The 13,850-nt window shown below is 70.0% G+C and carries 9 protein-coding genes and 1 pseudogene; 5 read left to right on the forward strand and 5 right to left on the reverse strand.

From position 1 onward, the window contains the following. Nucleotides 1-1,206: 1,206 nt before the first annotated feature. A complete protein-coding gene (locus ACZ45Q_RS32755) occupies nt 1,207-5,004 on the forward strand; it encodes a DNRLRE domain-containing protein (protein WP_468268360.1) in 3,798 nt (1,265 codons plus the stop codon). A gap of 71 nt (nt 5,005-5,075) precedes the next feature. Here ACZ45Q_RS32755 and ACZ45Q_RS32760 read toward each other — a convergent pair whose 3' ends face one another. After that, nucleotides 5,076-5,738, reverse strand: coding sequence for an SMI1/KNR4 family protein (locus tag ACZ45Q_RS32760; RefSeq protein ID WP_468268363.1), 663 nt, complete (start codon nt 5,736-5,738; stop codon nt 5,076-5,078). After that, nucleotides 5,735-6,037 (reverse strand): hypothetical protein, encoded by a 303-nt coding sequence (locus ACZ45Q_RS32765; RefSeq protein WP_468268366.1) that lies wholly within the window; start codon nt 6,035-6,037, stop codon nt 5,735-5,737. Before ACZ45Q_RS32765 ends, ACZ45Q_RS32760 begins: the two co-directional genes overlap by 4 nt. 319 nt (nt 6,038-6,356) lie before the next feature. Here ACZ45Q_RS32765 and ACZ45Q_RS32770 point away from each other — a divergent pair, with 319 nt between their 5' ends. The 4 genes and pseudogenes from ACZ45Q_RS32770 (at nt 6,357) to ACZ45Q_RS32785 (ending at nt 9,401) form a co-directional block, all read left to right on the forward strand. Further along, nucleotides 6,357-7,481: a hypothetical protein gene (locus ACZ45Q_RS32770; protein WP_468268369.1), complete on the forward strand. Its 1,125-nt coding sequence runs from the start codon at nt 6,357-6,359 to the stop codon at nt 7,479-7,481. Between the two features lie 27 nt (nt 7,482-7,508). Then, nucleotides 7,509-7,694: pseudogene (locus ACZ45Q_RS32775) on the forward strand (ATP-binding protein); the annotation flags it as partial. Nucleotides 7,695-7,743: 49 nt separating this feature from the next. Further along, the gene (locus ACZ45Q_RS32780; RefSeq protein WP_468268372.1) at nt 7,744-8,022 is read left to right on the forward strand and encodes a hypothetical protein; all 279 of its coding nucleotides are present in this window, start codon (nt 7,744-7,746) and stop codon (nt 8,020-8,022) included. Next, on the forward strand, nt 8,010-9,401 hold the full coding sequence (locus ACZ45Q_RS32785) for a hypothetical protein (protein ID WP_468268375.1): 1,392 nt from the start codon (nt 8,010-8,012) through the stop codon (nt 9,399-9,401). The genes ACZ45Q_RS32780 and ACZ45Q_RS32785 overlap by 13 nt, the downstream gene beginning before the upstream one ends. A gap of 926 nt (nt 9,402-10,327) precedes the next feature. Here the strand turns inward: ACZ45Q_RS32785 and ACZ45Q_RS32790 are convergent. Genes ACZ45Q_RS32790 through ACZ45Q_RS32800 form a run of 3 tightly spaced genes read right to left on the reverse strand, consistent with a single transcriptional unit; the run spans nt 10,328 to nt 13,556 of the window. Then, nucleotides 10,328-11,401: a hypothetical protein gene (locus ACZ45Q_RS32790; protein ID WP_468268378.1), complete on the reverse strand. Its 1,074-nt coding sequence runs from the start codon at nt 11,399-11,401 to the stop codon at nt 10,328-10,330. Next, the gene (locus ACZ45Q_RS32795; protein WP_468268381.1) at nt 11,398-12,354 is read right to left on the reverse strand and encodes an RNA polymerase sigma-70 factor; all 957 of its coding nucleotides are present in this window, start codon (nt 12,352-12,354) and stop codon (nt 11,398-11,400) included. The genes ACZ45Q_RS32790 and ACZ45Q_RS32795 overlap by 4 nt, the downstream gene beginning before the upstream one ends. Next, nucleotides 12,351-13,556: an NAD(P)/FAD-dependent oxidoreductase gene (locus tag ACZ45Q_RS32800; RefSeq protein WP_468268384.1), complete on the reverse strand. Its 1,206-nt coding sequence runs from the start codon at nt 13,554-13,556 to the stop codon at nt 12,351-12,353. Before ACZ45Q_RS32800 ends, ACZ45Q_RS32795 begins: the two co-directional genes overlap by 4 nt. Nucleotides 13,557-13,850: the final 294 nt, after the last annotated feature.

Consider the following 13,850-nt stretch of genomic DNA (forward strand, 5'->3'; position numbering starts at 1 on the left):
GCCCCGAGCACCCTCGCCCACCAGCCCGGACGACCGCGCCGCGTCGGTCCCACAGCCGCCGGACGGCGGAGACGGGCCACGCAGAGGCCGTCGATCTTGCGCGTTCGGCCACGACTCGTCGGCCCAGCTCGCCAGCACCGTGTCGTCATGCCGGTCGATGAGAGTGACTTGGATATCACTTGGAGCCGTACGGTCCGATCCAGAAGCCGCACTTGCTCCGGGCTACCGTCTCGCTCCCCCGCACACCCTGCTGAACGGTCCGGCCGCCGGCGGACAGGGTGCGGACAGGGTGAGGTGGTTACGCTGACGACCGACGGGGCTCAACGCGCCGGCCTTCCGCTTCATTGCAGAGCCGAACGGCCGACCCGACTCGGCTACCGCCAATAGGAGGTGGCCGACGACCTGCAGAGCATCGGGGCGGCATGGCATCCGCCATGCCGCCCCAGCTAATGATCCAGGCACTCGATCAGGCAATCAGGCGATGCCGCCAACCCGGCCACCCCGTGGCCACGAGGACGATGAGCGCCAAGCTGGCCACGGCGACCAGCGCATAGCAAACGCCCAGCGCGAGCTTCCGGTTTCGTCCAGCCGGTGGGGCCTTCCCCGGTCTTCGCAGAGCCAGAAGGAAGCCACCGAGGGCACGCACCGCACAGCACAGGGCAGTGAGGGCGGTGGAAGTGGTCATCGACACGACTCCGTTTGTGTTAGCCGCTGTTAGCGCCAGGGATTCCAGGAAACTCAGTACCGCGGCCCGGAGAACAGTCGACGGCCCAGCGCATCGGCCCGCCCCTCGGGACGGAGTTCCGCCAACACCTCGTCGACCGCCTCACCAGCGCCCGGTCCCAGGCCGTGGGCGAGCGCGACGAGGATCAAGGGACGAAGGCCTACTTGGCGTGATCCGCGCGGTACGGCGCAGCGATCCCGCACCGCTTCCTGCCACCGCCCGCTCCCGAGCCCCCGACCGCAGCCGCCGCACTCCGGTCCCGGGCGGGTCCGGCATCCGAGACAGCGAACGTGATCCAGCTGACGTTTAGCGGGTCGAGGCTCCAGCGCCCCAACGGCCGTGCCCGTCAGGACAGTTGCTGCCTGAGACGACGTCTCTAAACGACCTTCACTTCTCTTGATCACCTCCCCTAAGGTCACACGCTGGGTGCGCGCATTCGCGCACTTGTACGACTCAGTCCGTAAGGAAGGACACGGGACTTCATGCATCCAGCCACGCGACCAACTGCGGCCGGGCGAAGACGGCGGGGGCACCTCGCGGCCGCCTCCGCGCTGCTCCTGATCGCCGAGGCCGGCGTCCTCGCCGTGAGTCAGACAGCCGCAGTCGCCCGGACAGCCGCACCGGCCCAGCCCTCCGATGCCGACATCCTCAAGGCCGACTTGGCATGGGCTGCCAAGCACGCCAAGGGCTCGAAGGCGTGGGCGATCCTTGAAGCGAAGCGCACAGGGGAGAAGGTGGTGGCGTACGACGAGACGACCGCCACCTCCTACACCGTCGCCAACCCCGACGGAACCTTGACCACTGAACTGACCTCCGGACCTGAACGGGTCTGGCGCGGCGGCAAGTGGCGCAAGGTCGACGCCACCCTCACCACCGGTCCGGACGGAAGCTTAAAAGCCAAGGAACACCCGAACGGGCTGCGCCTGGCAGGCAAGGGCGGCACCCCGCCGCGCTCCCTGCGCGCCGCGCAGGACGCCGCCCCCAGGGACCTGGTCACACTCGGCGAGGGCGACCAGTCGGTGACCCTCCAGTGGAGGGGCGGCCTGCCCAAGCCGGAGCTGGACGGCACCACCGCCCGTTACCGGGAGGCGGTGCCCGGCGCGGACGTCATCGTGGAGGCGACCCGGACCGGCTTCGAGCAGTTCGTGGAGATCAGCAAGCGGCCAAGTGGCGGCGCCTACTCCTACACGCTGCCGGTCAAGGCCAAGGGCCTCACCGCGAAGGCGAACAAGGACGGCTCGGTCACCTTCCGCGATACCGAGACCGGCACGGTGCGGGCCACGATGCCCGCTCCGGTCATGTGGGACGCCACGGTCGACAAGCGATCAGGCGAGCACACCCGAAAAGCCCGCGTCGGCATGAAGGTGGTCAACAAGGGCGCGGGCCGCGTCGACCTGGAGATCACCCCCAGCGCGAAGTTCCTCGCCGATCCGAAGACGAAGTACCCCGTCATGGTCGACCCGTCGACCTCCGCCCTGGCCTCGACGTTCGACACCTACGTGCAGCGCGGTGAGACCGTCGACCTGTCCACGGACACCGAACTCGACTTCGGTAATCCCGGCACCACCAACGCGGACGGCACCACCCGCGTCGCCCGCTCCTTCATCCACTGGAACACCACGCCGATCCAGGACGCGTTGATCATCGACACGAACCTGGCGCTGTGGAACTTCCATTCGGGCAACACCGACTGCAGCGCGCAGAGCTGGACCATCTGGGACACCACCGCCGCGTCGACGTCGTCCCGGTGGACGTCCCAGCCGACATGGAACCAGCAGTACCACTCATCGACCCAGACCCGTGGCAACCCGGGCTGCACCGGTACACAGCCGGACGGGTGGATCAACGCGGACGTCGACACCCTCGTACAGACGTGGGCCGCAGCGAAAGCCACCCGCGGCTACATGGGGCTGCGTGCCGCCACCGATGACGTGCGGGCGTGGAAGCGGGTGAATTCCGCGAACAACACGGCGAATCAGCCGAAGCTCACCGTGAACTACAACTACCGGCCTTCGGACGGCACCAACCGGCAGGCCGGAGCGCCGTTCAAGTCCTACGCCGGGGTGTGGGCGGTGAACACCACCACCCCGACCCTGCGGGACACCTTCACCGACCCGGACGGCGACAAGGTCAACGGCACCTTTCAGGTCTACGACGCCGCGACCAACACCCCGATCACCACGCCGCTCGGTGAGGGCCTGATCGTCTCCGACTTCGTCGACCAGGGAACCCCTGCCAGCGTGGTCGTACCGGCTGGCCAGCTCAAGGACGGCCGCACCTACAAGTTCCGCACCAACGCCTACGACGGCACCCACTACAACACCTCGTGGTCGCCGTGGGCCCAGTTCGTCGTCGACACCACCGCGCCCGGGGAGCCGTCCCCGGTGACCTCCACCACGTACCCGGAAGGCAGCTACGGCGGCGGCGCCGGACAATCCGGAACCTGGACGGCCACCACCGTCAGCGACGCCAACCGGCTCCAGTACCGCGTGGACGGCGAGGATCCCGACCCCGACGCGGGCGCGGGCGGCAGCGGCACATGGCAGACGGTCAACACCACCTCGACGACATCCGGCACGACCGGCTCCTTCGCGGTGACGCCCACCACCGACGGCGCCCACCACGTCGAGACCCGGGCCGTCGACCGCGCCGACAACGTCGGCACCACCAACCAGTACGGGTTCCTCGCGGGCACCGCGCCGACGACCCGAGCCCACAAGGTCGACATCACCCTGAACAAGCCGGACCCGACCGCGGCCGACCCGGCCGACTGGAACAACCCCTATCCGGCGTTCGGCTGGAACGGCTGGAACACCGTCACCAGCTCCGGCACCGTCCGGCAGAACGCGCCCGCCCTGCTCTCCCCCGAGCAGCGGACGACCAGGGCCGGCGACGCCACCATCACCGTCACACCGCTGAAGAAGCGCACCGCCAGGGCAGCCGAGGCGATCAAGGAAGAGAAGGCCCACGAGCGGAAGGCCGCTACCAAGAAGAGCGGCACTCGGACGGTCACCCCGATGGCGGCCGCCGGGTACACCGGCCCCATCCTTGACAGTTCCTGGTGCGACACGACCCTCACCGCCCAGAAGTCCTACATCCGCCGCAGCGAGGCGTGCCTGCTGTTCTCCTGGGGCGTCGAGGGCAACAACGGCACGAAGGACTATCGCCAGGACTTCGAGCTGATGTGGCAGTTCAAGCTCGATCCCAAGGGCAACACGATCAAGCATTGGCTCCAGATGACGCCGCTGCCCAGCTCGATCACGGACCAGTGGCCGGCGTCCCCCGGTGCCCTGTCGTTCAACATCCTGGCATCGTGTATCAACGGCGGCTGCGCGGACAACGACACGGGCTTCGACTGGGAGACGGACCGCACCCCCACATGGACGTCCGGTGCGGACACCCACATCGCCCAGGGCAACGCCGAAACCACGTGGGACGGCAGCGTGGCCAACGCCTCCGGCTCCAAGGACAAGGACCTGTCCCGGGAGATCCCGCAGATCGTTCAGGGAATCTTCAGTACGGACACTCCGAAAATGGTGGTGACGGACAATCACGGCACCTCTCCGGACGCCATCTCCGCGCGCTGCGACAAGGTGTACGGGACCGGCGGCTGCGTCATCAAGGACTACAGCCCCGGCTACTCGATGAACTCCAAGAAGTACCCGGCCGCCGCGGCCCACGCCTGGCTGATCCAGAACAAGCTGGCACCGGAGTACTTCGGCCAGACGCCGGTCACCCCGCTGCACTACATGCCGCCCAAGGCCCGCAACACGGCCGGCGCCACCGGGACCGGGCGCAGCGAGACCGCCAACCGCTACCGGGTGTGCCGCGGCGCCACGGCGAACAGGATGGTCTACCACCCGAAGACAGCGCTGCACCCCGCGCTTTCCTCCTCCAACGGCGACATCCGTTCCTGTGACGAGTACACGTTCAACTCGACGTATGAGTCAGCGGGCATGCCGACGGCCGAAGGGGGCCTGAACCCCAAGCCGGTATCAGACGCGCTGCAAGGGCGCGAGTGCGTGCAGACCTACGAGACCGAGCCGACCGCCGGAACGTACAAGCTGTACGACGACGAGCGGTTCGCCGCCCCGACATGGGACGAGACGTGCGGCCGGTCGTCGATGTCCCGCAACGTCAACTCCGGGTCCATGTCCCATTGGGGGACTTTCGCGTCCACGTTCCGGATGCTCGACAAGGACAGCTACTGGGTCGACATCGCAGGCTTCCAGGACTGCGACGCGACAGCCGATGTGATCACGTGCGCGCAGCGGCCGTAGCCGCCTGCTCCACCTGAACACCACAGGGCTCCCGGACCGGACCCGGTCCGGGAGCCCCGCACCTGGGCCGGTCAACCGACGACCGGCTGCCAGCCGTCCTCCTCGGGCATGACGTCCTCCTCGTACCAGCCGAGCCCGTCACCCGTCGGCGACAGGTGGGGCCGCAGCCCCAGAACACGCGTAGGACGCCCTTCGGTCAGGGCTGCGACAGCGTCTTCCAGCCACTCGGCCAGACCCATCCCCTGCGGGCTCAGCTCCTGCGCGTCCGCCCACGTCCCCAGCACACCGGTTGCCGGATCGAGATACGTGCCGGACAGCATCGCGTCGTTGGCACTCGCCGTCACCGGCACATACGGCACCCGCCTGCCGGCCATGATCTCCAGCGGCCCGCCATGCACACCGATCACGTGTTTCAGCGGAAGCCACGCCTGACCGGTGGGCATGAAGTCGACCGCGTTCGCCTGCCGGTGCCACGGGTCGTCGTCCCCACGGGGCGTGAGGGGCTGCTCGCCGAACTCCTCCAGATCGACGCCGCGCACCCCGTCATGGACCCGGTACAAAGCCCGCAGCTCCGGCGGGAACCGGACCCCGATGGCCTGTTCGGCCTCGTCGATCTGCGCATCCGCGGCGCCCGGCCGCAGCAGGCCGTACGACACCGGCGCATGCTCGCACAACCACGCTGCGAAAAGTTCCCACGCCCGCTCGATTCGCTGCAGCCCTGAACGGTCACTCATCGTCCCTCCGAAACGGAACACAGGGAGCTGACAGCCTCGGCCTTGAACTCGCCATCGCCGGGCCGTGCTTCCGCGACGGCGTCACTCGTTGCTTCCTTGGGCGGGAGACAGGACGGTGCCGGGGACACCGGTTCGATCCGCTCAGCGACCCGACCCGGGTCCACGGACGGCTCGCGCATGCTGGCGTCAAGCATTTCGGTTGCCACGGCCCCGATACCGGCGACCACCGCGGCGAACGCCACGAGCCAACGCCGCGCCCGCCTCAGCCGAGGCCGCCCCAGGGCATCGTCGTCGGTCACGCCGGTATCCTCCCCGTCGGGTCACCCCCTACACCGTACAAGCGCCGGGCGGAGCGTTCGGCCATGGGCGAAAAAGACCGCGCCCGGACCCTCATGGACGCCGTGCTGGACGGCTGCGCTCCGGGTGCGGACAGGAAGCGCAGGCGACCGAGGCGCGCACGGTGGCATCTTCGCGGCCGGCTCGCCAGCGTGAGACATGCCCCTGGACGGCTGCCGCTCGAACCGGTAGGAGGTGCTCGAAGCGCTGGTGTGTCAGTGAGGGGCCGCTGTCGTCCAGAACGCACCGCGAGGGCGGTGAGCCGAGCTGAGAGGCGGAGCGATGAGGACGGTGTACGACGGTGAGCTGCGGGTGGCGTACTCGCAGTTCTACGTGGAGAGCCGCACCGACTGCGCCGGAGTGGAGGAGACGCGCACGGGGCAGCGCAACGGTCTTTGCCGCGCCGCAGTTCCCGGCCATATTTTCCTGACCACCGGCCTGCACACCGGCCCGGTGTGGCTGACCGTCGAGGTGCACGAGCAGCGGCCGCCGCTGGACGATGCCTGGGAGGAGGCCGTGGAGGCTCCGTTCCGGCCCATGTCGCCCACGGCGACCGTGCTGCCCTGGGGCAACGGGCCTCTGTGCCGGATCGATCTGCCGGAACCCTCCTACCGGGTCCGCTACTGCGGGCGCGGCATGGACGAGGCGGGAGAGCGGGAGCTGGAGGTCCTCGAAACCGGCATTGCGGTCGATCGATACCTGCTCCAGTTCTGGCCCGCCCCTCCCATGCCGGACGAGATCCTGAAACAGTCCTCACGCCAAGCTGCGCACTGGCACGAGGTGGCCAGGAGGCTGCCGCCGCCCCCATCCCTCGAAGAGCGGGCCGAGGCCGCGCGACGTGAGCGGGAGCGCCAGGAGCGGGAGGCCCGCATCCGGCAGGAGGAGCGGGAGCTGCGGGAGTGGGGAGGTCGGTTGCCCAGCGAGCGGCTGCGGCAGGCACGCAACGGCGTTCACGCTCTGCGGCCCCTCGATCCCGCTCTCGTCCACGCCATCGACGATGCTGGTCCGGATACCCAGCGGGCGCTCGCCCGCTGGGTCGCCCGCCGCGCGTACGCCGAGGCCGGCCTCGACAAGGTCGGCTGGATCGCACCCGCGCTCGCCGCGCTGGATGCAGGCGCTCCGCTGCCGGCTCCGTTCGATGGGGACGGCGACCCCCACACCCGCGACGGTGCCTGGGACCGCTTCTACGCCGATCCAGACATCCCCCACACCCTGGTGGACAGCACGGACGGCAGCCGGAACAACGTTCTCCAGCAGGCGATGGCACTCCCCGCACTGCGCTCCGCCGCCCAGCCCGACCCGCTGCAGGCCGCCCTCGATGCCCTGTCCGACGCGGTGGCCACCTTCGGCAGCGGATACCTCCGCATCCTCACCGAGGTCCGGCGCGAGTTCAGACTGCCCGGCTGAAGGCGACTGCGCCGTACAGCCAAGTAGGGACAGCCGCTGTGCCTCATCGGCGACTCCGGCACCGGCAAGGCGCGCATGCTCATCGCACTGGGCACCGAGGCCGCGTTGAACGTCTACCGGATCCGCTTCACCCCCGCGACGACGCTGGTGAACGAGCTGGGCGACGCCGCCGACGAGAAGCAGTTGAACAAGACCATCGCCCGCCGACGAAGACGTCCAGGTCCTTGGCGAGCTGTTCAACAGTGTGCTGCACCAGGGGTCGGTGTACCCGGCGACCGTGGCGGCCGTGCCGTTCCTCGCGCACGCAGCCGTGCACGCCGTCCACGGACGAGGGCATGTGCTCGTGCTGTTGACGGGCGCGGGAGGTCATGGCCCCGAGTCACAGCCCGGGGACGAGGAGGAGGGGTGCGCGCAGGTCGGGGCCGAAGTGCCGGGGCTGCTGCATCTGCCCGGCGACGACGACCCGCAAGTGCGCCGCCACGCGGTGCGCGTCGCCCGCCGCGCGACCGGGGAGACCTACCGGCGGCGGTGCGCGAGCTGACCACCGCGTACGAGAGGGACCCGGCCGCCGCCGTCCGCGCGGAGGCGCTGACCGTCCTCACCCGGCTCGACCCCGATCCGCGGTCCGCGCACCGGCGCCTGCACGACGCTCTCACGGATCCCGTCGCCGCCGTCCGTGCGGTCGCCGCTCTGACGCTGTTGGAGCAAGCACGCGCCCCCTACCCAGCTGACCTGGTCGAGATACTGGCCGCCGCCGGAGGCAACAGCGAGTTCGCCGTCGACCCACTCGAATTCTTCCCCGGGGTCGGGGACACCGACCCCCGCGTCGCCGACGTGCTGGCCGAGGACGCGGACGGCGCCGCGGCGGTGGCCCGCAGCTGGATCGCACAGGGCGACATCGAAGGCCGCGGCTCGCGCCGCGCCACGGAGCTGTCGACCACATGGCGCGACCGCGAGAACGACACCATCGCCCTGCTCACCGCCGCCCTGCCGCACGCGAAGACGCCCTGGGATCTGTCCCGGCTGCTCAACGCCATCATCAGCTGGCTGCCAGGCGCCACCCACCCCGATGCCGCGCTCGGCGACAACCTCCTCCCGCACGCGCTCACCGGCACCTCCACGGCCAAGCAGGCCCAACTGGCCCTCGGCCGCCTCGGCGACGAACGTCTTCTCACTGTCGTGCCCGACCCGGACCCCACTGCACTGGCCGCACTCGCCGCTCGCACCCACCGCCTCGACCACCAGCGGCTCGCGCTCCGCCACCCCGCCGCCTGCCCGGGCGAACTTCTGGCCACCCCAGCCCCCGATACCGCCCGCACCCTCTTGCCCGACCTCAAGGACCTGCTGCGCAACCGCCCCACCCCGATGCTCGGGTGGCGGTTCGGCGACTGGGGCATCCACGACACAGAGCTGCTCGGCCTGCTGGAGAAGACCGCCCGCAGCGACGACGAACTCGCCACGGCCGCGGCGGTCACCGCTGCTCGCCTCGGCGCCGACCCGGACCCTGCGCTGCGCCTGCTGGAACGCCGCCTCGGTGACAACGGGTGGTGTCTGGAGGAGGCAGGCCGCCTGGGCCCGGTAGCCGCACCACTGCTACCCCTGATCGAGGGCTACCTCGCTGACAGCTACGAATGGATGCGGATGCGCGCCGCCGAAGCCTACTGGCGTATCACCGATGACGCTTCCAAGGCAGTTCCGGTCCTGACCGCGCCCGCCGGGCCCCTCCCCGTAGGAGTACGCGCCCTTCGGACGCTCCTGTTGATCGGACCGCCCTTCCCATCTCATCTGCAGCCACACCTACGGCACTGGTCGACCGCTGAACGGCGCGTGGTGTCCTCCTACGGCCTCATCTCCCCGGGTACCGAACTGCGCCCCTTGGACGACCAACTCCGGGACACAGCACAGCAGATGCTCACGTGACAGGAGGCGCAGCAGCGGCGACAGCGGAGTCGGCCCGCCTGGCGGGCGGCAGCCGGGCTGCGCGTCTGGTTCCTGGGCAGCGGGCCGACACGATTGGACCGGCGTGGACGAGGCTGGCTCGGCAGCGGCGTCACCATGTGGTGGAGTCATCCCGATGCCGACACCAGCCGCGACTGGATCACCGCCAGTGGCCTCATGGTCGAGCACGGCACGGAGAATTCGTCCCGGAGGGGGACGGCGGCCATGTGCTGTTCTGGGCGACGACCTCGCTGATCAGGCCGCCACATCAGTTCCGCTTGAGTGGACCGAGGAGAGGCCGCTGCCAAGGCCGGGGCAGTCCAGGCCGCTCTCGAGGCGATGCGGAAGCGAGGCGAGATCGCCCCCGAGCACGTCCGCCCCGTCCTGGAGGGCATCGCTGCGCCACGGCGGGTCGTCGTCAGCGTCCGAACCGTGGGGACGTCCGCGACCACCCCGGCTGACGGAGGCAGCTCCTTCGGCATGTACGTCGGTGAATCCGCCTGTGTCACAGGAGCCGTGAGCGCGACGCGTGTGTGGGTCGACGTCAGCGGACACTATCCGGAAACCGGCTGCGTCGAGCCCCCTGCCGCCCATTGAGGGTGCAATGGGCGACCTCGGCACCGGGAGGGGCGGTGCGCACCAGCGCAGGCCGGCCACCGCCCTCCGCGAGTCCGCCGCGCGTACGCCGTCGTCTTCGCCCGTCTCCCGTACGAGACCCAGGACAGCGGGAAGGAGTGCAAGGGTGCCTGCGGCATGTGGGCGGACTCCGCGGTGAAGTCGACGGGATGGCCGTACCGGGCGTGTGGGTACTTCCTGCCGTGCACCGCCCTGCCGTGCCTCAGGCCTCGTGAGTGGCCGCGATGCCGTCGGTGCGGGGAAGTGGCAGTCGGTCCCCGACGTCCTGCGTACTACGGTGCTACGGGTGCGCGGACCTCACTACGGATGATCGCCGTCTCGGCCGCGAAGGCCTCGAGGTCGAACTCGGCAGGATCCTCGGTGAGTTCCACGGTCCGGGTCACGTACACAACGGCGGATCCGTCCGCCCACGAACAACCCGGTGCCCACGATGTGCCGTACTCGTCGGCGAACTGAACGATCCGGCAGGAGACGGGGTCCGGTGAGCCCTCGGGGGTGATCGTGCGAGGCCCGACGATCACAGTGGTGCGCTTGTCCGGGAGGCGGCGATCGAGGATCCTCAGCAACTCGTCACGTGCCGTGGCCGGGCTCAGCACGGTTCCCTGCACACCCGTCACCGACAGTACGGGCCCCGACGTCTCCGACTTCCGGTCGGCGGGCTGATACGCGGCGAACGCGGAGGTGCCGTTCTCGATCTGCCCGGAAAGCATCGCCGCGATGCCCTGATCGGGCGCGGAGTGATCGGACTCCGTGAAGGTGCCGTTCAGCACCGCCTGCGGCATTTCCAGCCGGTATGGCCCTGACGAGAGACCGTCCGGTCCCGGTCCTGTCGTCGACGGGCTTGCGCTCGCTCCGCCGTCACCACCGCCGCCGCAGCCAGCCAGCACACAAGTGGCGGCTACCGCAGCCAGCACCGACCTGAAATGTCGTTTCATGTCTCTCCCCACCACGGACAGTCCGGCTCGATCACTCTGCCATGGGAGGTCACCGACTGGGGCGGCCGCCAGTCGCGACGGCGCCATGGCCTGCTCGCCTTCGAGGGCGTCGGAGCGATCGCCGCACGGGGCTCCGCGTGCCGCACGGTCAGTTCGGGACGACGTCCCGAACTGACCGTGCGGGTCCGCGCCGACCTCGCGCAGCAACTGCCCGGCCGTGACGGCCCTGTCGAAGGACGGGCCGCGCAGGGCGTTGACCGCCCTCTTCGAACCGTTGCCGCACACACGGTCGTCGAGGAAGGAGGCGAGGGTGTACTCGGCCCGCACGCGTCGGCCGAGTACCGCCTCGCTCATCGCGAGACCGCCGCCGTCGGCCTCGAAGTCCCGGCAGTACGGACGGCTGTTGGTCATCTCGCTTCCGTGGCTCGATGGGGCCCGACGCCGTGAGTCGTGCCGTCGGCGATGGCCCGGAGCTTGTCGGGGTTGGCGACGTTGTGGATGGTGGTGATACGGCCATCGGCGTCGAAGTCGAAGGTGACCGTGGCGATCGCGCGTCCCGGTCGGCCCGGCCCGCTGAGCGCGCGGAACACCATGCCCGGGCCGCCGTTGATCTCGATGAGTTCGGCGTGCATGTCGGCGGGCTCGATGCCCTGGTAGGTGACGGTGCCGATGGCCGCGAACCAGGCAGCCACCGTCTGGGCGCCCGCAACCGGACGCAGGGCCTGTCGTACCTTGCCGCCGCCGTCGGTCCACAGAGTGACGTCCGGGGACAGCAGCTCCATCAGGGCGTTGACGTCACCGCCGGTCGCGGCGGCGAAGAACCGTTCGGTGACCTCGCGCTGCCGTGAGCGGTCCGCGGTGAAACGCGGCCGCCGGGCTCGTACGTGCTCGCGTGCGCGGTGTGCCGCCTGCCGGACCGCGGGCTCGGAACGCTCCACCGCCTCGGCGATCTCGGCATGGCTGAAGTCGAAGACCTCCTTCAGCACGAACACCGCGCGCTCGAGCGGGCTCAGCGTCTCCAGCACCACCAGCATCGCCATCGACACCGACTCGGCGTCGATGACGGTGTCGGCGGTGTCGCCACTGGTGAGGATGGGCTCCGGGAGCCAGGGGCCCACGTAGGTCTCGCGCTTGTGCCGGGTGGAGCGCAGCCGTGCCAGGGCCAGGTTCGACACGATCCGCGTCAGGTACGCCTTGGGGTCGGCCACCTGCGAGCGGTCGGCGGCCGACCACTTGATCCAGGCGTCCTGGACGGCGTCCTCGGCGTCGACCGCGGTGCCGAGAAAACGGTAGGCCACCGAGAACAGCAGGTTGCGGTGCTCGTGGAACACCTGCTGGCCGGGGTCGGGGTGGGGATGTGTCACCGGGCGCCCCGCATCCGGGTGAAGTGACCGCCACGCGGCCAGAACGCGCCCGAGGCGGGCATCTTCCTCATACGGCCGAAGGTCGGCCAGGGCGCGGCGCTCACCTTCTCCTTGTACCAGGCAGCGCTACGGCCCGTCAGGTGAATCTTCCGGGGGCTGTCGTCGGGGCGGGTGAACTGCACGATCGCGTCGTGCCGGCCCAGGCTGACCGGCGTGTGGTAGTAGCCGAAGCGGAACGGCTCGGGTTGCCGGCCCTTCAGCGTGCGGACGATCGACACCGCCGCGTGCACACCGGTCGGCATCCCTCCCTGGCAGGTGCCGTGCATGACGCCGTAGCCCTGGCGGACCGCGGCCGCGTCGCCGACGGCGTACACATCGGGGTGCGACACCGAGCGCAGCGCGGTGTCGGTGACGATCCGGCCGCGCTCGTCGACGGCCAGACCGGCGGCAGCCGCAAGCGGTGACACCCTCGTGCCCCCCGTCCACAGGACGGCGTCGGCGGCGACGCTCTCCCCGCTCGCCAGCTCGACCGCGCCTTGCAGCACCTTCACCACCTCGGCCCCGCCGCGCACCGCCACGCCCAGCCGGTCGAGGGCCGACCGCAGGTACGCCTTGGCCTTCGGGGAGAGGGCCGCACCGGGCTCGGCCCGGCCCAGCAGTACGACGTTCAGCTCCGGGCGTCGCTCGGCGATCTCCGCCGCCGCCTCCACGCCGGTCAGTCCGGTGCCGGCGATCACGATCGTGCCGCTGCCGAGGCGCGCCAGCCGATCGGCCAGCGCCTCGGCGTCCGCGGGGCCGTCCAGGGTGTACGCGTGCTCCTCGGCGCCCGGTACCGCCGCCGTGTCGGCCACGCTGCCCAGTCCGTACACGAGCGTGTCGTAGTGCAGGACCCGGTCGTCGTCGACCCGCACGGTTTTCGCGTCCGCGTCGACCGCCGTCACCCAGCCGCGCACGAACCGCGCACCCGTGCCTTGAAGCAGCTCCGGGATCTTCAGCTCGGCGAGCTGCTGTCCGGTCGCGGTCATGTGCAGCCGCAGCCGCTCGGTGAACCGGTCCTGGGCGTTCACCAAGGTCACCTGGACGTCCTCGCGCCGCTCGGTCCGAGCCGCGAGCTGGATGGCCGCGGACATGCCCGCGTACCCCGCTCCCAGAACCAGAGCACGGTGTGCGGTCGCCCTGCCGGCTTCGTGCTGTGCGCTCATCGTTCCGCCTCTCTCCGTTTGCTGATGACCACTGGATGCAGGCAGCTCCCCCGTCCGTGACGTGAGATCTATGTGATGCGCATCACAGTCGATGTGGCGTCGCCCCGCAGGACGCGATGCGGGGGCGGCCTGCGCAAAGGCCACCCGGAGAGGGAAAACGCAACTTCGACAGGGCTCGCGGAGGCAGCTACCTTCACCTGGTCTTCGGTGACCGCCCACGGTCACACGGGAGTTCCTCCAGGCCTGCCCACCGGCAACGGGCCGAGCCGGGCACGTTCCTACGCGTCCTCCCCC

The organism is Streptomyces sp. NPDC031049 (genome assembly GCF_055571015.1).